Below are 23854 nucleotides of genomic sequence, written 5' to 3' on the forward strand. Positions count from 1 at the left end.
TGATTGCTTCATATTTTTAAAGAACAGTGTAACTAACGCTTGGTTAGTTACCGCAGCCTTGCTGCGAAGTGGAGCGCTATAATAACGACTTCACTTTTTATGTCAACACTTAATTTCAATCTTTTTCTTAAGAGAAAGTTTAAAGCTAAGTTTCATTTGACTCGACATCGCTTTGATTTGCTTTTCAGCGTCTCGCCCCGTGTCAGTGGGGTCGCATTATAGGGAGATCATTTTTTTGATCAACCCCTTTTTGCAATTAATTTTCAGAAATGTGTTCAACCGCTCAAAAAGAAATCAAAACCCTATTTTTAGTCGCTTTTTGCTAACATTTAATACAGGTTATTTGCATTTAAAGACTAAGATCTAGTTAGATCTTAGTCTCATCACACCTTCTTGTATGGTGGAAGCAACTAATTCACCTTTTCTATTAAAGAATTGCCCCCTCACTAAACCACGGCCACCACTCGCACTTGGACTATCGACACTATATAGCAACCATTCATCCATTCTAAATGGACGATGGAACCACATAGCGTGATCTATGGTTGCTACTTGCATATTAGGTTGCAAGAAAGAATGCCCGTGCGGCTGCAGTGCCGTTGGCAAAAACTCAAAGTCTGATGCATATGCTAATAAGTAGTTATGTATGCGTCTGTCATCAGGCATTGTGCCATTTGCTCTAAACCAAACATGTCTTTTTGCTTCAGTGCTTTTTGGCTTAAATGGATTTTGAAAGTTTACCGGACGCATTTCGATAGGCATTTCGCAGGTAAATTTATTTCTTAGTTGCTCTGGAATTAGATCTGCGTGCTCTTGGTAAAACTCAAGTGAAGACTTAAGCGTTTCTGGTGCTGGCACATCAGGCATCTCTGTTTGATGAGATAATCCTTCTTCATCCCCCTGAAAAGAGGCTGTCATATAAAAGATGGGTTTACCATATTGGATTGCACAGACACGTCGTGTACTGAAGCTTCTCCCATCTCTGATAGTTTCAACATCATAAACAATTGGTTTGCTGGCATCACCCGGACGTAAAAAGTATGAGTGTAAAGAATTAACATAACGATCTGCTGGTAACGTATATTTGGCTGCCGATAGGGCTTGTCCCATTACCTGACCACCGAAGACTTGTGGAAAACCTAAATCTTGGCTTTGCCCTCGATAGATCCCTTGTTCAATTTCTTCTAATGAAAGAAGTGACAGTAAATTCTCTAATACCTGACTCATAACTCATTACCCTCAAACAACATAACGTTTTAATCATACTACACGTATCTGTTTATTGTGTATTTACCTTGCTCAGCTTTGTCATTTCATCAACAATATTAAAAAACACTATCTGAAGATTTTTATGGCTTATTGGTTATTCAAAACAGAACCCGATGCATTTTCTATTGATGATTTAAAGAATGCACAAGAGCAAAGCACTTTTTGGGAAGGTGTAAGAAACTATCAGGCACGAAACTTTCTGAGAGATGATGTCAAACTCGGAGATCAGATCTTTATTTATCACTCCAGCTGTAAAGTGCCTGCAATTGTCGGGATCGCAGAGGTGATAGAAGAAGCACACCCTGATCCCCACCAATTCGATCCAAGCAGTGATTACTTTGATGAAAAATCTAAGCCAGACTCCCCAAAATGGTTTGGTGTCACTGTTCAATTTAGAGAAAAGTTAAGGCCCATCTCTCTGAAACAGATTAAGGCAGATCCTAGAATTATCGACTTACCCCTCAAAAAAGCTGGCCGGTTATCCATTATGCCCGTCACTGAGGTAGAGTTCTTATTATTAAAACATTACCATAATAGCGAGCAATGATAGTTGCTCGCTATTATCTACCGCAAAACAATTACTATTATTACGACTTCAAAAATACTATTTGATTTCTGACCACTTTACTTCTGACGGTAAAATACGCTCAGGTGAAATATAGTGAAGAATATCACCGCCTTTAATTTGATAATGCAGAGGCGGATTTAAGTCCATATTAAATGCATTTAGATCGTGGGCAACTCCCAAAATAATTGCATCGTGTTTTTCTTTGAAGTAATGAAAGAAAGCTGAGAAAGGAAGTGCTGCAATATTGCCAGGTAACTGCACACTGAATTGAGTGTCGCCATGTAAAGTTGAAAGTAATTCCTCTTGCACTCGACTCGAACCAGGATCTTGCATCGCGCGTACTAAGATCTCAGCCGACTTTGTACTAGAACACTCAACATTCTTACAATGAGTTCGAAGCAAGCTGACTTTACTCTCATCAACAAAATGTGCACTTATATGTGCCGCTTCTTTTATTAACGGACTTATCATTAACGCTGTTGTGAAAGTCTGATCGTCATCTTTACCATCTATGATAATTTTATCAGCTTGAGAAATTGCAATACGATCCAATTCTTTTTCATCTGTAAAACTCGTCAGATGGGCAAATTCAACTTCAGAATAGTTAGCTAGAGGGTGCTCTTCAAGATCATTAACGGCTAGAATGATTTGTCGGTCTTTTCTTTTATTGTCGGCCAGTATGTAATCAACAATCTTTTTTGTTCTCTGCTCATGCCAGCCAAAAATAACGATGTGATCTGTTAAGTGTGCTAAGTTTTTATTTCCCGTCATTGCTCTTTTTACCCAAAATGTAACTAACTGCCCGACTTTGCCAAGCAAAACACCAAATAATGCTAAACCAAATGGAATTTGAAATAGTGCCACGACCCAACGACCCATAGATGTTACGGCACTCATGTCGCCATAACCTACCGTTGAGGTGGTAACAACATAATAATAAAAATAGGTATTGAGCCCTAATAGCTCAGTTTCGTTTGCAGCAAGAAGAAGTAACCAAGTCGCAGCTATGTGCAACACTGTTACTGCCATTAATAACTGCCAACTAGCTTTATCTATATGTGCTCTCAAGAGCATGGCTAGTTTTTTAAAATACAGAGGCATAGCTAAAATAATTGAATTTAATGATTTTTGTTCACAATACGCGATATCTATTTGCTTGCAAATACCACTTTGAATAAATCTAGGATAGACTTATAGGTGATCTCATTTTAGGTTTATTAGATTTCTACCTCGTGTTAGGTATACTGAATTTATCTTCTTCTAAAGGATAACGACATGGCTGGTGTTTTAGCTTCTGTGGACCAAAGAACTCAACTTGTGGGTGAAAACCGACTTGAGTTGTTGTTATTTCACTTACATAGCCGCCATTTGTTTGCTTTAAATGTCTTCAAAGTAAAAGAAGTAGTAAAGCTGCCACACCTAAACATCATGCCAAATGCGCATCCGAAAGTATGTGGTGTTACGACTATTCGAGGCGAATCAATACCAGTTATTGACTTAAGAAGGGCAATCAATATGCCCGAATGCCCAAGAGATGAAGATTGTAATCTAGTGATCACCGAATATAACCGCTCAGTTCAAGCATTTTTAGTCGGTAAAGTAGATCAAATTGTAAATACCACTTGGTCTGACATTATGCCTACTCCGAGTTCTGTAGGTAAGAATCATTATTTAACTGCACTGACCAAAATTCAGCGAGACGATAAAGAACATATTGTTGAAATTATTGATGTTGAGAAAGTATTGGCTGAGATAATTTCTTATGACATTTCAATATCTGAAAATGTTTTAGACGAGACTATTTTGCCAGAATTTAAAGGTAAGAAAATTCTTCATGCGGATGACTCGCCTACGGCTCGACGCCAAGTCGCAGACACCCTGGCACAACTCGGAATTGAAATCATACCGGCTACAGATGGCTTAGAAGCTTTAAAAATTCTCCAAGGTTGGGCTGAGCAAGGTTTAGATGTAAACAAAGAGATTCTAGCTGTCATAACAGATGCAGAGATGCCCGTGATGGACGGTTACCGTTTAACCTATGAAATTAGGAATGACGCTAGGTTAAAAAACTTGCACGTCATTCTAAATACATCATTAAGTGGCAGCTTTAACCAAGCTATGGTTGAAAAAGTGGGCTGTAATGCATTTCTATCTAAGTTCCAACCTGACTTATTAGTTGAAGAAGTTCAAAATCGCTTAAAAGAATATATCGGCCAGTAAACTGGTTATTTATACAGTTCAATTTATTTTCATTCTTTATATATTTCAGAAAGTTAAGTTTTTACGCATAGTAAAAATGCGTGTCTTGCTGGGAAATAGACGCTAGCCTAGGTATACTTTGCTGCATTCTGATTTGGCAAGGTAACCTAATGGACGTTTCTGATTTAATTGACGGCTTAAACGATAAACAACGCGAAGCAGTAGCTGCTCCTTTGCAGAATATGCTCGTGCTAGCTGGCGCTGGCTCAGGCAAAACGCGAGTACTTGTTCATCGTATTGCATGGTTAATGCAGGTGGAGCACGCCTCTCCTTATAGTATTTTTGCTGTGACCTTCACCAATAAAGCCGCCAAAGAAATGCGTACCCGTGTTGAAGAAACACTTAAATCGCCTGTCGGCGGTATGTGGATCGGGACTTTCCATGGTTTATCTCACCGAATTCTTCGCGCTCATCACCGCGAAGCAAACTTACCTGAAGCATTTCAGATCTTAGACACTGACGACCAAGTACGCATGATCCGCCGCCTCTTGAAAGCCATGAATATTGATGAAAAGAAATGGCCGCCAAAGCAGATAGCCTGGTATATCAGCGCCCGTAAGGATGAAGGTCAACGTCCAAAAGATATTCAAGCTTATGATGTCAACGAACAACTCATGTTGCGCGTTTATACGGCTTATCAAGAAGCCTGTGATAGAGCCGGTTTAGTCGACTTTGCTGAAATCTTATTACGCTGCTTTGAGTTACTGCAACAGCAACCAACATTACTACGCCATTATCAGCAGCGTTTCCGTCATATGTTGGTAGACGAATTCCAAGATACCAACAACATTCAATATCGCTGGTTAAAACTACTTGCTGGCGGTGACAGCAATATCATGATCGTAGGCGACGATGACCAAAGCATTTACGGCTGGCGTGGCGCTAAAATTGAAAACATCAAACGCTTTTTAGATGACTTTGATGCAGAGACTATTCGTCTTGAACAGAACTATCGTTCTACAGCAACCATTCTAAAAGCATCAAACGCGCTAATTGAAAACAACGCCGAACGTATGGGCAAAAGCCTTTGGACCGATGGCAACCAAGGCGAGCCAATTTCGATTTATGCCGCCTTTAATGAGTTAGATGAAGCCCGGTTTGTAGTAGGTAAAATCAAAACTTGGCTGAATGGGGGGAATGCTTTACAAGATTGCGCCATTCTTTATCGTAACAACGCCCAGTCACGTATTCTTGAAGAGGCCATGTTACAAGAAGGCTTAAAGTATCGCATTTATGGCGGTATGCGCTTCTTCGAACGCCAAGAGATCAAAGATGCTTTATGTTACCTACGACTGATCTGCAACCGCCAGGATGATGCTGCATTTGAACGTGTAATCAACACCCCAGCACGTGGTATTGGTGATAAAACCTTGAGCCATATCCGTGACTGTGCACGCAATGAATCAATGCCATTATGGTACGCCGCAAAAGCAATTCTAGAGCAAAAGCATTTAGCAGGCAGAGCTGCAACTGCCGTCACTAAATTTGTTGAACTTATCGAACATCTCAGCGATAAAATCGATGAGCTAGAATTGAGCGAACAAGCTAAACAAACTATTGAAATATCTGGCCTAATGGCAATGTACCAAGCCGAAAAAGGCGAAAAAGGTCGCGCTAGAGTAGAAAACTTAGAAGAATTAATCAGTGCTTGTGGTCAATATGAACCACCTATTGATGAAGACTTTAGTTCACCACTACAAGGTTTTTTAGCCTACACGTCACTTGAAGCTGGTGAAGGCCAAGCTGATGAACATGAAGATGCCGTGCAAATGATGACCTTGCACTCGGCAAAAGGTCTAGAATTCCCACTTGTATTTATGGTCGGTGTAGAGGAAGGTATGTTCCCTTCTCAGCAAAGCCATGAAGAGTCGGGTCGCTTAGAAGAAGAGCGCCGCTTATGTTATGTCGGTATGACCCGAGCAATGGATAAACTCTATATTAGCCATGCCGAAAGCCGTCGTTTGTATGGACAAGAAAAACATCACAGTCCTTCGCGCTTCTTACGTGAAATTCCCGAGGACTGTGTAGAAGAAATTCGTATTAAAACACAAGTTTCACGCCCAGCAAGTACAGGCCGCTTCAGTAACACCATTACTTTGGCAACCTTTGAAGATAGCGGTTACAACCTTGGTCAACGAGTTTTACATGCCAAGTTTGGTGCTGGTACCGTATTAAATTACGAAGGTAACGGCGCGCAATCTAGAATTCAAGTCAACTTTGACGATGTGGGCACGAAATGGCTTGTCACCGCTTATGCAAGACTCGAAAAAATATAATTTAGAGGCGCTATTTGAGCGCCTTACTTTTAATCAGCACCGTCAGTTAGTGTTGTTTTGCGGCTCACAGAAGTGGGCTGCCACCGAGTTAAATAAACTCACCAGCAAGACAACTTCTTTTTTAGCGCTGTCAAAAGAACCCGCTTTGAATCAAGCGCAATGGCCGGAGCATCTTCATCAAATTCTCGGTCAAGAGTTCGAAGTCGCAATATACGATGGCTATTCAGGGGTTATCCCTAATAAACTGGCAGCACTCAGTGGCACAGTAAAAGCAGGCGGCATACTTGCACTCGTCTTACCTGAACTTGCGCAATTAAATTCTTGGTGTGACGAAGGGATCACAACTTGGCAAAATCATCAGCAATCGCTAACAACGAGCCCGTTTTTAACGCGCTGGCAGAGCTTACTTACTCAGCTACCTATCTCTATTATTTCTGAAACAAACGTTGCAAGACTGTCTTTGCCAGATTTAAAACCAGCTTCAGAGCTTAGCCATAGATTAGGTGAGCAAAATGAAGTTATTGAAACGCTCATTAGATTACTCACCAAATCACAGCAACATACTTTACTTACTGCCGATAGAGGCCGCGGTAAATCATCAGCTTTAGGTTTATTAGCGAGCAAAATGCCTGAGCAATCATTTGTGATATGTGCACGTCAATATCAAGCAGTAAAAAGTAGTTTTTCCCATTTGGCAAAAGCACTTGGAGTTGAGTATTCAGGCAATGAGAAAACACTCGCTAATCTTCGCTTTTGTCCACCAGATAAGTTACTTCAAGAAAATATCAGCGATGACATCATTCTTATTGACGAAGCCGCAGCTTTACCCGTGCCTGCCCTCATCAAAATAGCGGATAAGTTTAAGCGCTGTGTATTTGCATCGACTTTAGTAGGCTATGAAGGTAATGGTCGAGGCTATACGTTAAGATTCAAACGTTTTTTAGCAAAACACTATCCCACCTATCAGCAATTAACCCTCAATGCGCCTATTAGATATGAACAAGGTGACCCGTTAGAAAGCAGCATAAACAAACTATTCGCGCTCGATGCGGAGTTTAATGCGCCTAAGCAACTTGAGCAGTTCGAGTTCACTCATATTACATCTGAAGATTTACTTCACGATGAGCATCTACTAAGACAAGCGTTTTCATTATTGGTGCTCGCTCATTACCAAACCAGCGTTAATGACTTAAGGCAACTGCTCGACCAACCTGCTAACAAACTTTTTGCAATCAAACAGCAAAATCATTTGCTTGGCATTTGTCTGGTCAGCATTGAAGGTAGCTTAAATCAAGATAGCGTCGCAATGATTGCGCAACAAAACAGACGACCCAAAGGACACTTGCTACCGCAACAGCTTTACCACTTGCTACAACAAGATACATTTTTGAGTCATAAAGCCGCCAGAATTGTCAGAATCGCTATAGCGCCAGAGTTTCAAGGTCAAAAGCTAGGTCAACAGTTATTGAATTACACTGAGCAGCAACTTCAAGATGGGGTCGACTACTTTGGTAGTAGCTTTGGCTGCACCGCACAGTTATTAAAGTTCTGGCAAGAGAACGAGTATCACATTGTAAAATTAGGCTTTAAACAAGACAAAGCTAGCGGCGAGTATTCTGCAATTGTATTAAAGAATAATAAAGATCTGTCTGAAGAACAGCATCAGTTGCGAGTGCGCTTTTCTCAGCAATTTACTTATCAATTGATCACGCAGTATCAAATGCTAGATGACACACTTGTCAGTCAGTTAATGAAACCAACATCTGGCAACTCATTCATCTCGGCTGAGCATAAACAACAGTTAAAAATATTACTCGACCAACCTGCGCATATCGAACAAGGCTTAGCCTTGATTTGGCAAATAGTGTCACAGAATCCACAACTATTATACAACCTTTCGGCTATTTCCCATCGACTACTAATTAAGCTAGTATTACAAGGTAATAAAAAAGAGTTAGTTCAGAAAGAGTTATGCATTGACTCAAAAAAACAACTAAACCTATGTTTATTTAATCTAGTTGCAGAAATTTATGCTCAAATTTAAGCCCTCAATCTTGCTTACTTCTTGCCTACTGTGGGCAAGTCAGCTTATGGCCTCTGGATCGCAACTCGATATAAAGCTAGGTATGTCGGTAGCATTAACTGGACCTGCCAGTGAAATAGGCAAACAACTTGCCTCGGGATCTAGAATTTACTTTGAGCAACTCAACAAACAAGGTGGAATTCATGGCGCGCTTATCGAACTCGATGTGAGAGATGATGGCTATGAACCAAACCATACCGTTAACAACACACGCTTTTTTATTTACGATAAAAAAGTACATGCTTTATTTGGCTATATGGGTACCCCAACCACAACTGCCATAAAATCCATGTTAGAGCACACGCAAATACCTTTGCTTATGCCCTATACGGGTGCTGCATTTTTAAGGGAAAAACCCGCATTCAAAGTGTTTAACTTAAGAGCTAGCTACCTTGATGAGGCAAAAGAACAAATCAGTTACTTAGTTGATGAGCTAGGTCATTCAAAAATTGCATTGCTCATACAAGCTGACGAATTTGGTATTACATTACAAAAAAGCCTCACTGCGGCACTAAGAATGAGGGGGTTAAAACCTCAGGTAGTCGGCCGATTTCGTAGAAATACCAATGAAGTTGAGAAAGCACTCAAACTAATTGGCAACAGTGAAGCCACTGCAGTTGCTATGGTAGGCACTTATGAGCCGTTATCGCAATTCATCCTATTATCACAAAAGCAAAATAAGCAATTCGCTTTCACCACTGTATCATTTGCCTCCAGCGAAGATCTATTAAGCAAGCTGACTCAACCAAGTCAATTAATGATCACAGAAGTGGTGCCAAACCCAGTCTCTTGTAAGGGTAAAATTTGTGAGCAATTCAGAGCAACGTTAAACACACATTCTTTACCTATTACGCACGCGATCTTTGAGGGGTATCTCAACGCATTAGTGTTTAGTCGTGCTGCAAAAATGTGTCCTTTACCATTTAATTCTAGCTGTGTCCTCAATGCCTTAAGCAATGTGATCAACCAAGATGATGAATTACGTCATTTATTTAAGATCAAACCAAAGCAAAAGAAATTACCAATTTTCCGTTCATATCATTCGTAATTGATCTATCATTAGTCATACTTATAAGCATGATGAGGCAGACATGGATTTAATTAACTTTCGTGTTGGGCAAAAAACAATTTCTTTAAAGATCTTAGACATATTGCTGACCGAGCGCTATGAAGGAAACCTAACCTCATTGCCAAACGGCAACCCAAGCTTCTTAGGGGTCAAAGATTACATGGGCACCCCAACGCCTATTTTTGATCTTGGCTTAATCTTAAATAACCAATCTTCCTCAGAAGTAAATCAAGCACTCGTAAAACTACTTCATGATCGTGAACAAGATCATAAAGCTTGGTTAGTGGCACTTGAACACAGCATTCATGAAGGTGTCGCTTTCACCAAAGCACGAGATCCTAGACAATGTGAATTTGGAAAGTGGTTTTACAGCTTTAAAACCGATAATGAAGACTTAAAAGCTTTACTTGCACGCTTTGAAGAGCCACATACAAAATTACACAATCTTTCAAGCACCTTATTAGATATGTGTGCCAAAGGCGAAAAAGAACAAGCAGTAAGAATACTCGAGAAAGAGCGCACTACGACTTACCAAAAACTGATACGATTATTTGAGTCAGCAAGAGATCAAATCACGCTCGATCATAAACCTATTATAGTTTTCACAACCTTAGATGGCCAAAAGCCGCATATCGGCTTATTGGTAGATCAAGTACAAGACAATATTCACTGTGATGAAAGTGAGATCAAACCACTTCATGAGATCACCAATATCGGTTTTGATATCGATCCGCAAACTAAGCAAATGATGAAAGGTTTAATTAAACGTGATGATACACATAGCGTATTAATCGATCCTAGTGCGATTTTTAGACCTGAACATTTACAAAGCTATGAGCCTGAAGAAACCGAAAGCTATGGTTTGTTTTAATTCAAAGCCAAAGAGCAATACCCCTAAGTAGTTTGCTTTATTTAGCTACAAAAAAACCGCTCAATTGAGCGGTTTTTTTAGATCTCGTAAAAGATTACTTCTTAGCTTCACGGCTCGCGCGCTTACGCTCGCTTTCAGTAAGTAGTTTCTTACGGATACGGATGCTTTCTGGTGTTACTTCTACTAGCTCATCATCATCAATGAACTCAAGTGCTTGCTCAAGTGTCATAACGATTGGTGGCACAAGGTTTTGCGCTTCATCAGTACCAGATGCACGAACGTTAGTAAGCTGCTTACCTTTAAGCGCGTTCACAGTTAGGTCGTTATCACGCGCGTGAATACCGATGATCATACCTTCGTAAACTTCAACACCGTGACCGATGAATAGCTTACCACGGTCTTGTAGGTTGAATAGTGCGTTAGTCAGTGCTTTACCTGCAGCATTTGCGATAAGTACACCGTTCTTACGTTGACCAATGTTACCGCCTTTGTGTGGACCGTAGTGATCGAACGTGTGGTACATAAGACCAGAACCAGATGTTAGTGTCATGAAGTCAGTTTGGAAACCGATTAGACCACGTGAAGGCATCATGAAGTCCATACGAATACGGCCTTTACCATCTGGTGCCATGTCAGTCATTTCAGCTTTACGAAGGCCAAGCTGTTCCATGATCGCACCTTGGTTCTCTTCTTCAACGTCAACGGTTACTGTTTCATATGGTTCTTCTAATTGACCATCTACTTCACGAAGAATTACTTCTGGACGTGATACAGCTAGCTCGTAACCTTCACGACGCATGTTCTCAATTAAGATACCTAAGTGAAGTTCACCACGACCAGATACACGGAAGCTATCTGGGTTGTCAGTTTCTTCAACACGTAGTGCTACGTTGTGAACAAGTTCAGCTTGAAGTCGCTCAAGGATGTTACGTGAAGTTACGAATTTACCTTCTTGACCAGAGAACGGTGACGTATTTACAGAGAACGTCATTGTTACTGTTGGCTCATCAACAGACAGTGCAGGAAGTGCTTCAACTGTGTTTACATCACATACAGTGTCTGAAATCTTAAGCTCACCTAAACCTGTGATGGCAATGATGTCACCCGCTTGCGCTTCTTGCGCTTCGTGACGATCAAGACCTAAGTAAGTCAGTACTTGGCCAACTTTACCGTTACGTGTAGAACCGTCAGCACCAACAATTGTTACTTGTTGGTTTACTTTAACAGTACCACGCTTGATACGACCAACACCGATTACACCGATGTATGAGTTGTAGTCTAGCTGTGAAATCTGCATTTGGAATGCGCCAGCTGGATCTGCGTCTGGCTTTTCTACTTGATCAACAATCGCTTCAAACATAGGTTGCATGTTGTCTGAAGGCTCGTCTAGGTCAAGCGTTGCCCAACCGTTAATTGCTGAAGCGTAGATAACTTGGAAATCAAGCTGCTCGTCAGTTGCACCTAGGTTATCGAATAGATCGAATACTTGATCCATTACCCAATCAGGGCGTGCGCCTGGCTTGTCGATTTTGTTGATTACTACGATTGGCTTAAGACCAAGTGCGAATGCTTTTTGCGTTACGAAACGCGTTTGCGGCATTGGACCTTCTTGCGCGTCAACAAGTAGTAATACTGAGTCAACCATTGAAAGAACACGTTCTACTTCACCACCGAAGTCAGCGTGTCCCGGAGTGTCTACGATGTTGATGTGGTAATCGTTCCACTCAATCGCGGTGTTTTTAGCTAGGATGGTAATACCACGCTCTTTTTCGATGTCGTTGGAATCCATCACCCGTTCTTCATTACCGCCACGTGTTTCTAACGTGCCCGATTGCTCTAGTAGCTTGTCTACTAGGGTCGTTTTACCGTGGTCAACGTGCGCGATAATCGCGATATTACGTAATTTTTCAATGCTCATGTTTATAACTCAGATAATTACTCGAAAGAGTGGGTTAATCCTATACACCAAATCGTGTAGCACAGCCCAAAATAGGCCGCTAGAATTTAAAAGGGGCGTATTATCCCCTAATAACGCCATAGATGAAAGTTTATGCAGCATTATTTTTTCAACTGACGTCACTATTCGACGAATAAAGGGTCAATTCAGTATAGAAGCTGAAATAAACCACGCCATAAAAGCGTCCGCTTTAATACAATAATCTCAACAAAATACCTTTTATAAATGTGATTTAAATGACAATACAGCCATCCTGCTGCTAATACAGCATGGAAATGAAATTAAAGCGTATATTTTTGCAACTAAAAACTGGGCAAAAAAGCATCATGCACTATACTGGAGCTGCACCACGAGCGTGCATTTGCGGATCATGTTGGTGCACCACCAAGGTGCAACACAAATTAAAAAACACAAAAAACCTTTAAATTCATTTAGATAAAAAACTGGCACAATACCCGCTTATAGCTGCGCAGTAATAACGAAAGTTATAGCAAAATAACTAACCCAACGAGTTTTGGAGGACACACATGTCTCATACAGTTTTACAATTTATCAAGGAAAACGACGTTAAGTTTGTTGACCTACGTTTCACTGACACTAAAGGTAAAGAACAACACGTTTCTATTCCTCATCACCAAGCTGACGAAGATTTCTTTGAAGATGGTAAAATGTTTGATGGTTCTTCAATCGCTGGTTGGAAAGGCATCAACGAATCAGACATGGTACTTATGCCAGATGCTGATTCTGCAAAATTAGACCCATTTGCAGAAGAAACAACACTAATCGTACGTTGTGATGTTGTTGAGCCATCAACACTTCAAGGTTACGAGCGTGACCCTCGCTCTGTTGCTAAGCGTGCAGAAGAATACATGCGTTCAACTGGTATCGCAGACACTGTTTTATTTGGTCCAGAGCCTGAGTTCTTCCTATTTGACGATGTTAAGTACAAGACTGACATGTCTGGTTCTATGTACAAAATTGATGCTCAAGAAGCTTCATGGAACTCTGACAAAGATTACGAAGGCGGTAACACGGGTCACCGTCCAGGCGTAAAAGGCGGTTACTTCCCAGTAGCACCAGTTGACTCTTCACAAGATTGGCGTTCTGCAACATGTTTAGTTCTAGAAGAGCTAGGTCAAGTTGTTGAAGCGCACCACCACGAAGTAGCTACAGCAGGTCAAAACGAAATCGCAACTCGCTTCAATACAATGGTATTGAAAGCAGACGAAATTCAAGAAATGAAATACGTTATCCACAACATGGCGCACCTTTATGGTAAAACGGCAACATTCATGCCTAAGCCAATCGTAGGTGATAACGGTTCAGGCATGCACTGTCACCAATCACTAGGTAAAGATGGCCAGAACATCTTCGCTGGTGACAAGTACGGCGGCCTTTCTGAAGAAGCACTATACTACATCGGTGGTATTATCAAGCACGCTAAAGCAATCAACGCATTCGCTAACGCGTCTACTAACTCTTACAAGCGTTTAGTACCAGGCTTCGAAGCACCAGTAATGCTTGCATACTCTGCACGTAACCGCTCTGCATCAATCCGTATTCCAGTTGTTCCTTCTGAGAAAGCACGTCGTATCGAAGTACGTTTCCCAGACCCAACAGCAAACCCTTACCTAGCGTTCTCAGCAATGCTTATGGCTGGTCTTGACGGTATCAAGAACAAGATCCACCCTGGCGATGCAATGGACAAAGATTTATATGACCTACCTGCAGAAGAAGCGGCTGAAATCCCAACTGTTGCAGCTTCACTAGAAGAAGCGCTTTCAGCACTTGATGCTGACCGTGAATTCCTTATCCAAGGTGGCGTATTCACTGATGACTTAATTGATGCATACATCAAACTTAAGTCACAAGAAGTGGAAAAACTGAACATGACGACTCACCCAGTTGAGTTCGAAATGTACTACAGCGTTTAATTGCTTACTTAGCAGTTAAATTCTAGAGGACATGACAACTCACACTACAAGTGACGAGTTTGAAATGTATCACAGCGTTTAATTGCTAACTTAGTAGTTAAATTCTAGAGGACATGACAACTCATACTACAAGTGACGAGTTCGAAATGTACTACAGCGTTTAATTGCTAATTTAAGTAGTTAAATTCTAGAGGACATGACAACTCATACTATAAGAGACGAGTTCGAAATGTACTCAAGCGTGTAACTGACACGCACCTAAATCATATGTGTTCTCAAGCCCGCGAAAGCGGGCTTTTTTATGGAAAAGCAGTTCATAAACAACTAAAGTATTCATTGCATTGTGTGATAAGAGTTAGGGCAAAAAAATGAAATGGACGGTAAAGGGGTTATGTATTTTAATGACACTGATTTCGCTGCCAAGTGACGCTAAAATTTATCGTTGGAAAGATAAAAATGGCAATTGGGTCTACTCAGACACCCCCAGAAAAGGCGCGCAAGAAGTAAAGTTAAATAAGCCATTGGTCATGCCAAGTACCAATACCAATGTTCTGCAATCATCAAACACCCAAAAGCAAATCTCTTATCAAGCAAATATCACTTCACCAAACCACGAACAAACCATTAGAGAAAACACCGGTACCGTTTATGTCAGTGGACAAGTGCTGCCTAGCTTTCATAAAGGCTTTACCGTCCAGCTCTTCCATAACGGCAATACTGTAGGTGCAAAGCAGTCTTCCACTTCATTTGTACTTAAATCACTCTCACGAGGTGAACATAAGATAAAAATGGCTGTTTTTAACCCTCAAGGCACACAAATTGCGACAAGCAAAGAGCACACATTTTACCTTCATAAAGCCAGTGTCAGTAATCGTTGATGCAAGTCAAATGTAGGCGTATGATAAAACGCACCAAATTGGTGCATAACAATGAAAGCTGATCCATCATGGTACACTCCTTAACGTCTTTTGCCGAAAACGTTTGGCAAAATCTATCAACTTGCATCTTAGTCATTGATGATGCTTACACTATTCAATTTGCCAACAATTCTTGTAGTGAACTGTTTGGCTTGGGCCTAAAGCGCCTACTCAATCAACCTCTACTCAGTATTTTTAATCATCATAGTATCGACCTAGAAAAGCTCTCTCAATACGTGCTAGATGAAGGCGTTGATTGCCAGCAACACAGAGTAGACGTGGTGTTCATCGATAATCGCTCTGCCACACTGAACATTTATAGTCGTAAAATTGTGCATCAGCACCAAGCTTACATTTTGCTTGAATGTCGCAAAATTGATGATGAAGTAAAATTTGATCAAGCCTCTAAACAGATGCACCAATATCATGCTGCACGCACACTCATTCGCGGTCTTGCCCATGAAATAAAAAATCCATTGGGCGGAATTCGTGGAGCGGCGCAATTATTGCAGTACGAGACTTGCCAGCAAGAGCGCGAGCAATGTGCACAACTGATCATAGAGCAAGCAGATAGACTGACTGAATTGGTAGATAAATTATTAGGCCCTAACCAGCTCCCTAATAAAACATCGTGCAATATCCACCAACTGTTAGAGTCTGTGATCAAACTATGTAGCTTTGAACAGGGTCAACACATCAGCTTAAAGAAAGATTACGATCCGAGTATTCCTGATGTGGTTATTGACCAAGCTAAGATCCAACAAGTGATCTTAAACATCGTGCGTAACGCACAGCAAGCGCTCAAACAAGGTGGAGAGATAACCTTAAAAACCCGATTCAGACATCGTGTTCGTCAAGGGGATCATGTCGTTAAAAAAGCACTGCTTATTCAAATCAGCGACAATGGACCAGGTATAGACGAACAATTAAAAGACACCTTATTTTACCCTATGGTAACCAATAAAGAGGGTGGCTCTGGTCTCGGGCTCTCTATTGCACAAACACTGATAGAACAACATGGTGGCAGTATTGAATGTGATAGCTGGCCGGGTCATACCGAGTTCAATATATATTTGCCATTTACATCACAACCATCGGGGAATCACGAATGAAATCAGTCTGGTTAGTTGACGATGATGCATCTATTCGATTCGTTTTAGATAAGGCTTTGTCTCGTGCAGGTTTTGCCACAGAAAGCTTTACAAATGGCCAAGATGTACTGACTGCGCTTGAATACAACCAACCTGCAGTGCTTGTGTCTGATGTGCGTATGCCGGGTATCGATGGCATGGCACTACTCGAACAGATTAATAGCCAGTATCCGAATCTGCCTGTGATCATTATGACAGCACACTCAGACTTAGATTCAGCGGTCAATGCGTTTCAAAAAGGGGCATTTGAATATCTGGCAAAGCCCTTTGATCTGAACGAAGCAACCCAACTAGTTGAACGTGCTTACGAAACTCAGCAGCAAAACCGCAAAACCAAAGCGCAACCAAACACACCACAAAATAGCCCAGATATCATAGGCGAAGCCCCTGCAATGCAGGAAGTATTTCGCGCCATCGGTAAATTATCGGCTTCAAGTATGAGTGTTTTGATCAATGGCGAATCAGGTACTGGTAAAGAGCTTGTTGCAGGCGCATTACATAATCACAGCCCGCGTAAAGCCAATACTTTCATCGCACTCAACATGGCGGCTATTCCAAAAGATCTTGTAGAGTCAGAGTTGTTTGGTCATGAAAAAGGCGCCTTCACTGGCGCTGATAGCATACGTCGCGGCCGCTTTGAGCAGGCAGATGGTGGTACGTTATTTTTAGATGAAATCGGTGATATGCCACTCGACGTGCAAACTCGTTTATTGCGCGTGTTGGCTGATGGGGAATTTTACCGTGTTGGTGGGCATCAAAGCATTAAGGTTGATGTGCGAATTATCGCGGCGACACACCAAGATCTCGAAACCTTGGTGCAAAAAGGTAAATTCCGTGAAGATTTATTTCACCGCCTAAATGTCGTGCGTTTGAAGATACCCGCTCTGCGAGAACGCCCTGAAGATATCGAACGTTTAGCCGTTCACTTTTTAGCAAAGAGCGCAAAAGAATTACAGGTCGAGAGTAAAACACTTTCAGCTGAAGCGATTAAAACCATGCAGTTGTATCACTGGCCGGGGAATGTACGCCAATTAGAAAACACCTGCCGCTGGTTAACTGTCATGGCACCTGGCGAACTGGTTGGTGACATCGACTTACCCGACGAGTTACAACACACGCAGGTACAACCCGAAGCGCAAGGTGATTGGCTCGATGCCTTTCAAGTTTGGCTGAACCAAGAGCTTAAAAACGGCAAAGAGAATATTTGGCCGGCAGTTCAAGCGCAACTTGAAACCCGTCTGATCAAAACGGCTTTAAATGCCTGCCACGGTCATAAACAAGATGCCGCACTTCGCATAGGTTGGGGACGCAATACATTGACCCGAAAACTAAAAGAGCGCAATATTCAGGATAGTTAAAACTATTCTGAATATTATCTATGAAGTTACTAGAACATGTACCGCTGATTAAACAGCTAGAAATAATCAATCGCCTGCCATTTTTTAGTGACTTCACTTTGGCTGAAAGACAAGTATTGCTTGAATCCTTCAGCCATTTATATCTCGTTCAAAAAGACAAGCATGCCTTCAAGCGTTTCGATAAAGATAACCGTTTATTTATTATTCTAAGTGGTGAGCTCGCCATATTTAAAAAAGAAGAGCTAAGCAAATTGGGGAAGGTCGGTCCGGGTGAATTCATAGGTGAAGGAGCGTTCATTTGTAAACGTGAACACAGCACCAATGCAAAAGCGCTCAGCGACAGTATTTTACTCACAATAACGCCCGAAGCATTAACTCGCCTACCAAGTGTGATCAGAGAAAAAATTAAAGATAAAATTATTGAAGGAATGGGCCAGCGAATCGCAAAACTAAATAACTATATTGAAGAAAATATTTAGGTAATTAAATTAGGTACTGAAAAAAGCTGTCCAAGCAAAACAAAGCGAAATAGCTGACAGCCATTTCATGACTTGTGAATTTAAATATGTATTACTCGTAATAAAATAGTGTGCCAGCATAACCATCGGCACACTCATATATGCAATTGCATATAAAAAATAATTTATAAAAGCCATAACCCAAAATGATAGCGTAAACATATCTGGCATATCACCAGCCCCTACAACAGGTGAAGAGAACTGATAATAGCGCATCATGAATACCATCATTATAAAACAAGCTATTGGTATAAATACAATTTGACGCATAGTTTAATTTTATAAATTAATTTCTAGGTAAAACCTGATACATACACTCTCTTTCCATGTAGTAATACCCACCATTTCCATCTGGGAATCTCCACAATTCACAAGTCCAGCTGAAATCAACAGGGTTAAGAAAATCATTAATTCCATTCTCTAGACCTTCAAGAGAAGAAAATTGCTCTAATGCTTTTTTTAATTCTTGTTCGTCGGTAACTTTTTCCCCTTCTCCAAGAGAGTTGGTATCCGTAGAAAAATTGCTATCCTTAAATTCAGGCCTACAAATACTAAATTTAGAGTTAATTGGTGATTTACAAAAAGCTTGCAGTGCTTTTTTGCTATGTACAACTGCGCCATAGTAAACCCATACTGCGGTATAATACGCCCCTGTATCAAACTTAAGTTCACTCCCACTAAACTTAGTGTATGCAGCACTTTCTTCAAGCATATTGTTAAAAAATATATCATCACAAACCCCTTTTGGTGTACCACTCTCATAACAATAGTCATGATTACGGCAGGAATAGGGGAACAGCTCAGGTGAGTCAGAGCACCAATCTTGTGAATTAGTACTTTCCTTTAAATTCAGTATTGAGGAATTCATAGGCATAAATCTGTTCTTTACGGCTTCTGCCTGATCTAAACTAAAACCTCTTAAAAGTTGGCTTAATAGAATATCAAATAAAAGAACTTCATACTTATTTAAATCTTCAAAAACATACCGTCCATGATTTATACTTTTAATTTTAAATACAGTTTTTTTCTTAGCCAAGACTAAGTATTTACTTTTATCATCAGGCTTATAACAGCTTACCTGCGGCTCTTTATAGAAACCACAAAATCTTAAATCCGCCAAAGTAATCTTGTGATTTAAATAAGAAACCTCTTGAAAGTCTTCATTCTTAACTGACTTTTTTATTACTTCATTTGGTATTAACTCACTCGAATATGATGGAGAAAAAACAACAAACAACAAACAACAAACAACAAACAACAAACAACATTTATAAATTTATTCAACTTACTATCCTTAGAAATAAACAAATATCAACATTAAGTTAACATAAAAAACAAGAAAGTAAATTAAATATCGCAGCTAAGTTTCTTTTTAGATCAAAACTTTAATCCTGTTGCGCAAAATCAGGTTTGAGCAAAGAATATGACGTATTTAAGAGTCGGTGAAAATTCAGGGCAAGAGCATGAAAAATCACTTGCCATTTAATACCTTTTCTAGATAACACTCGTTTCTAGCTGCTTTTAGCTGTTTTGCGCGCACGCCTTTGTTAAAGGATGTCTCTTTCTTTAATAAATTCAATGCAATATGCCTTACACCTTCAAGCACTTTTGCTGCACCGTCGCGGCGTATACGGCAGTCATCTTCATTCATTGCCACATCCAAACACCAATGAAGACTGTTCTCAATATGCCAATGCGCTCGTGTGGCTTCAGCTAGTCTTTGTGCACTCAAATTCGCTGAGCTGATGTAATATCGATATGATAATTCACCTTGCTGTTGGTTATCCGTTTTACGGTAAGACACTATCACGCCTACACTTTGTAAATTGGGCCAGCTCGCACTTGCGGGAATTTGAGCCATATCATGGCAGACTACAGCCGCTCTGAATTCTTCTCGACCTCGTTGATAATCTACTTCACTTAATAAACTATCTGTCGCTATCTGGCGTGATATTTCTGGTTGTAGCAGCGCTTTAACTTGTTCAAATAAGCTGCCCTGATTGGCTTTGAGCGCCAGCAAATAATCCGCTTCCTTTTCTATAATTTGCTTCGCAATCTCCTTTTGGCAGCCCATTGCATCAATGGTCACTAAGCAACCTTTTAGCTCTAATAACTGCGGCAACTCTGGGATGGCGGTGATTTCATTGGACTTCGAGTCGGTCTTATATTGACCTAACGTCACGCCATTTTCGCAGGCAAACGCGCTGACAATGTGAATAGCATCTTTTCTATCTGGTTGTTTTAAAGAGCCTTTTAGCCTTTTTCCATCAATGGCAACGACACTGCCGTCTGTGAGTTCACTACAGCTTTGCATCCATTGAGAGAAACAGGCTTGAAACTGAGTCATATCGATGCGGCTTATAACTCTTACAATCGTGTCGTGACGAGGCACACCGTTCGATAGTGCGATAAATTTACGTAACCAAGATAGCTTGTCATGGGCAAAAACTTCAATTTCTTCCCAACCTTGGCAACCTGCGATTACGGCACTGATTGTTAGAAACAGAATATCGAATAATGGATGTTGCACTTTGCCTTGCTGGCGTGGGTCATCAATGGAAGAGAAGTGTTCGAACAATGTATTGGCTGACATAATTAGGCTGCTTAGTTTGAAAAACAGTATAAGCTCATAAATTTATGTCAAGGTAAAGTTCATGATCTTGCCCTGTTGTTGAACTATTTTCGGTAGTTTAAAACACGTTTGGTTGTTGAAAGTACATCAGAAAATCATGAGTATAAGAGATATTATGTGACAACCTGTATGCCCCATTACAACTTAGAACCTTTCTACAACAAATAGCGATCTGTCGCCAATTAAATATGAACAAAGCTCCTTAAGAAAAGTGTCCTGATGTAGTTGCGCAGAACCTTCTCCGCTATGTGATGAGTAACTGACAGAAATTATAAAAATCACATTGGGTTTCAACTAACTTATTCATTCTAGGTCTTTTCCTTACCACTTTTATGTCGAACGTTCAATCAGGGAACAATATTTAGTTCCCTTTTAGCCCGAGTTGCTTATCCAAAATTCAGATCAAATGCTTCCATGCAAGACACAATTGTCACGCGCCTTTTTTCTTCAAGCTAGATTAGCGATTCAACAACGCTTCAAACGCACTGAATAATTTTTCTAGCTCTTCAATGGTGTTGTAGTGCATACAACCGATACGAACAACACCACCCTTATCCATTACACCCAGCTGCTCACATAAGCCTTGAGCATAGAAGTTACCATCCCACACGCACATATGTTGCTTGCCTAAGAACTCAGACACTTTACGTGGTGCTAAGCCTTCAAATGTTAAGGCAAAGGTTGGTGTGCGCTCAGCAAGACGAGATTCATCTTCAATACCGAATAAACGGATCTGAGGAAAATCAGCGAGGCGCTTTAAGAAATACGCACTTAATGCCATTTCATGTTCTTTGGTGTTAGCAAATGCTTGTGCCAAACGCTCACGACGCGGTGTGCTTTCTGGTAGGTCGCTTAAGCTTGCGATATAGTCAATGGCAGCAATCACACCAGCCAAACCTTCAAAGCTTTGTGTGCCCGTTTCCCAACGACCTGGGATCACATCTTTTGCAGGTTCCACTTTGTATGGCGTAAAACCTTCTAAATGTTCGCGCTTACCATAAACAATTCCTACGTGCGGGCCAAAGAACTTGTAAGCCGAGCAAGCTAAGAAGTCACAATCAAGCGCTTGTACATCGATAAGCTCATGAGGCGCATAGTGAACCGCATCCACATACACCAACGCACCAACTTGGTGCGCAAGTTCAACGATCTGTTTAATATCGTTAATAGAACCCGTCGTGTTCGACGCATAAGTCACTGCAACTAGCTTAGTCTTGTCATTTAACAATGACTTGTAGTGTTCTAAATCTAGAGTGCAATCCGCTTCATTGATTTTTACAGCGTGTACAAGTGCGCCTTTATCTTCAGTAGCCTGACGCCAAGAAGACACATTTGAGAAGTGATCGGCATTGGTCACAATCACCTCATCACCCGCTTGCCAGTCACGTGATATCGCACGGCTAAAGCTAAATGTTAGACTCGTCATGTTCGCGCCAAACACGATTTGCTCTTTGCTAGGCGCATTTAATAAATCAGCAACTGCTTGACGTGCATTGTCCATTAAACTGACAGTTTTATCGCTTGAGAAGAATGCACCACCTAAATTTGAGTTGTAGTAACCCAAATAAGCCGACATCGCACTCAACACTGACTGAGGTACTTGCGAGCCACCCGGACCATCAAGGAAGATAGGAGATTGACCATTCACCTGCTGCATAAGTGCAGGGAACTGACGACGCAATTTTTGTAGTTCCATTATGGCCTCTTACGCTGTAAACACGAAGCAATCTAAATAACCAACTTCATCGGCATTTAGTTTATTCATCGGTGTGGCGTTGTGCCAAACTTCACGGTCATTCACAAGTGCAAACAAACCGTCTTTGATTTCCATCTTGAAACAAGGCTCAGCTTCTTTATGCTCGTATACTAACAACTCGCCGCCTGCGATATTCTCATGAGAGACGCCACATACACATACATGATCAAAACCATCTTGGTGAACACCTTCAGGTGCAGGTGGTGTGTCGCTTTCAATCGCTAACATTCTGAACTGATGAACTTCGATGTCACGGCGCTCTTCAATGCCTGTCATCGCTCTGAATTCAGTCAGTAAATGTTTAAATGCATCGCTGTTAATTAAATCGGTTTCTAAATTCTCATAAACGCGCTCAATATTACCCTGAAAGTTGTTAATTGAGTCGTCTTGAACAAACGCTTTAGTTGGCTGAAGGCTTACTTCATTATCAACAAACTTCAATACCGAATAACGACGTTTACGGAAAGCACCGTCTGCATATGGGTTATCAGGTAGATGATCAAAGAATGGTTTTACACCATCAATATGGGGCTGTTGAATAAAACGTAATTGAAGCAAATTCTGGTTGTTTACTGCTGTCATGTTGCTCTCGTTTATGATTATAGAATTGGCGCAGATCTTAATCTATTTCGAGCAGTTAATTGATTTAAATTACACACGCAAACATCAATAATTACATTGATAATGCATTTTATAAATTTATAAGGCTAAATTTTCTAATTTTGAAAAGGCTAAAAATTTTGCAACAAAACTGGTCGGTCCAGAACAAAAATAGCTCAGTTAAAGCGATAAGCGATAAGCGATAAGCGATAAGCGATAAGCGATAAGCGATAAGCGATAAGCGATAAGCGATAAGCGATAAGCGAAATTAATTATTAATCACTTTGGAAGTCAAATAAAGATTAATATAGAGAACCCCGACGAAACAGACGAAAGTTAAAAATTATATTTGAGTTAAAAACTAATCTAATAAAGGGATTTGATAAAAAGATTTTTAAGGTAAGAAAGTTGGTTACGGGAGCCGGATTTGAACCGATGACCTTTGTGAATTATAAGAGCGAGCCCGACGAAACTGACGAAAGTTAAAAATTGTATTTGAACCAAAAAACTAATCTGATAAGGGGATTTAATAAAAAGATTTTTAAGGTAAGAAAGTTGGTTGCGGGAGCCGGATTTGAACCGATGACCTTTGTGAATTATAAGAGCGAGCCCGACGAAAAAGACGAAAGTTAAAAA

19 protein-coding genes are annotated in these 23854 nt (G+C 40.7%); 11 read left to right on the plus strand and 8 right to left on the minus strand.

Annotation, left to right across the window (positions count from 1 at the left end; genetic code table 11):
* Window positions 1–363 precede the first annotated feature (363 nt).
* Window positions 364–1227, minus strand: coding sequence for an acyl-CoA thioesterase II (gene tesB, locus AC1HJP_RS20500; RefSeq protein WP_480363353.1), 864 nt, complete (start codon window positions 1225–1227; stop codon window positions 364–366).
* Between the two features lie 124 nt (window positions 1228–1351).
* Between tesB and AC1HJP_RS20505 the strand changes: the two genes are divergently transcribed.
* Window positions 1352–1816 carry an EVE domain-containing protein gene (locus tag AC1HJP_RS20505; RefSeq protein WP_480363354.1) on the plus strand — a complete coding sequence of 155 codons (465 nt, stop codon included), beginning with the start codon at window positions 1352–1354 and terminating at the stop codon, window positions 1814–1816.
* Between the two features lie 57 nt (window positions 1817–1873).
* On the opposite strand, the gene AC1HJP_RS20510 is transcribed toward AC1HJP_RS20505, so the two are convergent.
* Window positions 1874–2938, minus strand: a complete 1065-nt coding sequence (locus tag AC1HJP_RS20510; protein WP_480363355.1) for a potassium channel family protein — start codon at window positions 2936–2938, stop codon at window positions 1874–1876.
* A gap of 174 nt (window positions 2939–3112) precedes the next feature.
* Between AC1HJP_RS20510 and AC1HJP_RS20515 the strand changes: the two genes are divergently transcribed.
* The 5 genes from AC1HJP_RS20515 to AC1HJP_RS20535 all read left to right on the plus strand — a co-directional run bounded on the left by AC1HJP_RS20515 (window position 3113) and on the right by AC1HJP_RS20535 (window position 10395).
* Complete coding sequence (locus tag AC1HJP_RS20515; protein WP_480363356.1) at window positions 3113–4057, plus strand: chemotaxis protein CheV; 945 nt, start codon at window positions 3113–3115, stop codon at window positions 4055–4057.
* 149 nt (window positions 4058–4206) lie between these two features.
* Window positions 4207–6372, plus strand: coding sequence for a DNA helicase II (gene uvrD, locus AC1HJP_RS20520; protein ID WP_480363357.1), 2166 nt, complete (start codon window positions 4207–4209; stop codon window positions 6370–6372).
* On the plus strand, window positions 6350–8416 hold the full coding sequence (locus AC1HJP_RS20525; protein WP_480363358.1) for a GNAT family N-acetyltransferase: 2067 nt from the start codon (window positions 6350–6352) through the stop codon (window positions 8414–8416). Before uvrD ends, AC1HJP_RS20525 begins: the two co-directional genes overlap by 23 nt.
* Window positions 8417–8462: 46 nt before the next feature.
* Window positions 8463–9503, plus strand: coding sequence for an ABC transporter substrate-binding protein (locus AC1HJP_RS20530; protein ID WP_480363359.1), 1041 nt, complete (start codon window positions 8463–8465; stop codon window positions 9501–9503).
* A gap of 43 nt (window positions 9504–9546) precedes the next feature.
* Entirely contained in the window at window positions 9547–10395 is an 849-nt protein-coding gene (locus AC1HJP_RS20535; RefSeq protein ID WP_480363360.1) for a CZB domain-containing protein, read from the plus strand.
* A 94-nt stretch (window positions 10396–10489) separates the two neighbouring features.
* On the opposite strand, the gene typA is transcribed toward AC1HJP_RS20535, so the two are convergent.
* A complete protein-coding gene (gene typA / locus AC1HJP_RS20540) occupies window positions 10490–12313 on the minus strand; it encodes a translational GTPase TypA (protein WP_480363361.1) in 1824 nt (607 codons plus the stop codon).
* Window positions 12314–12879: 566 nt separating this feature from the next.
* Here typA and glnA point away from each other — a divergent pair.
* The 5 genes from glnA to AC1HJP_RS20565 all read left to right on the plus strand — a co-directional run bounded on the left by glnA (window position 12880) and on the right by AC1HJP_RS20565 (window position 18191).
* Window positions 12880–14286: a glutamate--ammonia ligase gene (gene glnA / locus AC1HJP_RS20545; protein WP_480363362.1), complete on the plus strand. Its 1407-nt coding sequence runs from the start codon at window positions 12880–12882 to the stop codon at window positions 14284–14286.
* Window positions 14287–14654: 368 nt separating this feature from the next.
* The gene (locus AC1HJP_RS20550) at window positions 14655–15164 is read left to right on the plus strand and encodes a DUF4124 domain-containing protein (protein ID WP_480363363.1); all 510 of its coding nucleotides are present in this window, start codon (window positions 14655–14657) and stop codon (window positions 15162–15164) included.
* A 68-nt stretch (window positions 15165–15232) separates the two neighbouring features.
* A complete protein-coding gene (gene glnL, locus AC1HJP_RS20555; protein ID WP_390449547.1) occupies window positions 15233–16315 on the plus strand; it encodes a nitrogen regulation protein NR(II) in 1083 nt (360 codons plus the stop codon).
* Window positions 16312–17712 carry a nitrogen regulation protein NR(I) gene (ntrC, locus tag AC1HJP_RS20560; protein WP_480363364.1) on the plus strand — a complete coding sequence of 467 codons (1401 nt, stop codon included), beginning with the start codon at window positions 16312–16314 and terminating at the stop codon, window positions 17710–17712. The genes glnL and ntrC overlap by 4 nt, the downstream gene beginning before the upstream one ends.
* 20 nt (window positions 17713–17732) lie before the next feature.
* On the plus strand, window positions 17733–18191 hold the full coding sequence (locus AC1HJP_RS20565) for a cyclic nucleotide-binding domain-containing protein (RefSeq protein ID WP_480363365.1): 459 nt from the start codon (window positions 17733–17735) through the stop codon (window positions 18189–18191).
* Between the two features lie 9 nt (window positions 18192–18200).
* On the opposite strand, the gene AC1HJP_RS20570 is transcribed toward AC1HJP_RS20565, so the two are convergent.
* From AC1HJP_RS20570 to AC1HJP_RS20590, 5 genes are all read right to left on the minus strand, one after another.
* The gene (locus AC1HJP_RS20570) at window positions 18201–18500 is read right to left on the minus strand and encodes a hypothetical protein (protein WP_480363366.1); all 300 of its coding nucleotides are present in this window, start codon (window positions 18498–18500) and stop codon (window positions 18201–18203) included.
* Between the two features lie 16 nt (window positions 18501–18516).
* A complete protein-coding gene (locus tag AC1HJP_RS20575) occupies window positions 18517–19470 on the minus strand; it encodes a hypothetical protein (RefSeq protein ID WP_480363367.1) in 954 nt (317 codons plus the stop codon).
* Window positions 19471–19701: 231 nt separating this feature from the next.
* Window positions 19702–20823 carry an ISAs1 family transposase gene (locus AC1HJP_RS20580; RefSeq protein ID WP_480363368.1) on the minus strand — a complete coding sequence of 374 codons (1122 nt, stop codon included), beginning with the start codon at window positions 20821–20823 and terminating at the stop codon, window positions 19702–19704.
* A 496-nt stretch (window positions 20824–21319) separates the two neighbouring features.
* Entirely contained in the window at window positions 21320–22558 is a 1239-nt protein-coding gene (locus AC1HJP_RS20585; RefSeq protein WP_480363369.1) for a cysteine desulfurase-like protein, read from the minus strand.
* Between the two features lie 9 nt (window positions 22559–22567).
* A complete protein-coding gene (locus AC1HJP_RS20590) occupies window positions 22568–23200 on the minus strand; it encodes a 2OG-Fe dioxygenase family protein (protein ID WP_480363370.1) in 633 nt (210 codons plus the stop codon).
* Window positions 23201–23854: the final 654 nt, after the last annotated feature.

This window comes from Pseudoalteromonas sp. NFXS53 (assembly GCF_056629255.1).

Bases quoted from the DNA above. Each gene is read 5' to 3' on its own strand.
- tesB (WP_480363353.1), bottom strand. From the start codon at position 1,227: ATGAGTCAGGTATTAGAGAATTTACTGTCACTTCTTTCATTAGAAGAA.
- AC1HJP_RS20505 (WP_480363354.1), top strand. From the start codon at position 1,352: ATGGCTTATTGGTTATTCAAAACAGAACCCGATGCATTTTCTATTGAT.
- AC1HJP_RS20510 (WP_480363355.1), bottom strand. From the start codon at position 2,938: ATGCCTCTGTATTTTAAAAAACTAGCCATGCTCTTGAGAGCACATATA.
- AC1HJP_RS20515 (WP_480363356.1), top strand. From the start codon at position 3,113: ATGGCTGGTGTTTTAGCTTCTGTGGACCAAAGAACTCAACTTGTGGGT.
- uvrD (WP_480363357.1), top strand. From the start codon at position 4,207: ATGGACGTTTCTGATTTAATTGACGGCTTAAACGATAAACAACGCGAA.
- AC1HJP_RS20525 (WP_480363358.1), top strand. From the start codon at position 6,350: ATGCAAGACTCGAAAAAATATAATTTAGAGGCGCTATTTGAGCGCCTT.
- AC1HJP_RS20530 (WP_480363359.1), top strand. From the start codon at position 8,463: ATGGCCTCTGGATCGCAACTCGATATAAAGCTAGGTATGTCGGTAGCA.
- AC1HJP_RS20535 (WP_480363360.1), top strand. From the start codon at position 9,547: ATGGATTTAATTAACTTTCGTGTTGGGCAAAAAACAATTTCTTTAAAG.
- typA (WP_480363361.1), bottom strand. From the start codon at position 12,313: ATGAGCATTGAAAAATTACGTAATATCGCGATTATCGCGCACGTTGAC.
- glnA (WP_480363362.1), top strand. From the start codon at position 12,880: ATGTCTCATACAGTTTTACAATTTATCAAGGAAAACGACGTTAAGTTT.
- AC1HJP_RS20550 (WP_480363363.1), top strand. From the start codon at position 14,655: ATGAAATGGACGGTAAAGGGGTTATGTATTTTAATGACACTGATTTCG.
- glnL (WP_390449547.1), top strand. From the start codon at position 15,233: ATGGTACACTCCTTAACGTCTTTTGCCGAAAACGTTTGGCAAAATCTA.
- ntrC (WP_480363364.1), top strand. From the start codon at position 16,312: ATGAAATCAGTCTGGTTAGTTGACGATGATGCATCTATTCGATTCGTT.
- AC1HJP_RS20565 (WP_480363365.1), top strand. From the start codon at position 17,733: ATGAAGTTACTAGAACATGTACCGCTGATTAAACAGCTAGAAATAATC.
- AC1HJP_RS20570 (WP_480363366.1), bottom strand. From the start codon at position 18,500: ATGCGTCAAATTGTATTTATACCAATAGCTTGTTTTATAATGATGGTA.
- AC1HJP_RS20580 (WP_480363368.1), bottom strand. From the start codon at position 20,823: ATGTCAGCCAATACATTGTTCGAACACTTCTCTTCCATTGATGACCCA.
- AC1HJP_RS20585 (WP_480363369.1), bottom strand. From the start codon at position 22,558: ATGGAACTACAAAAATTGCGTCGTCAGTTCCCTGCACTTATGCAGCAG.
- AC1HJP_RS20590 (WP_480363370.1), bottom strand. From the start codon at position 23,200: ATGACAGCAGTAAACAACCAGAATTTGCTTCAATTACGTTTTATTCAA.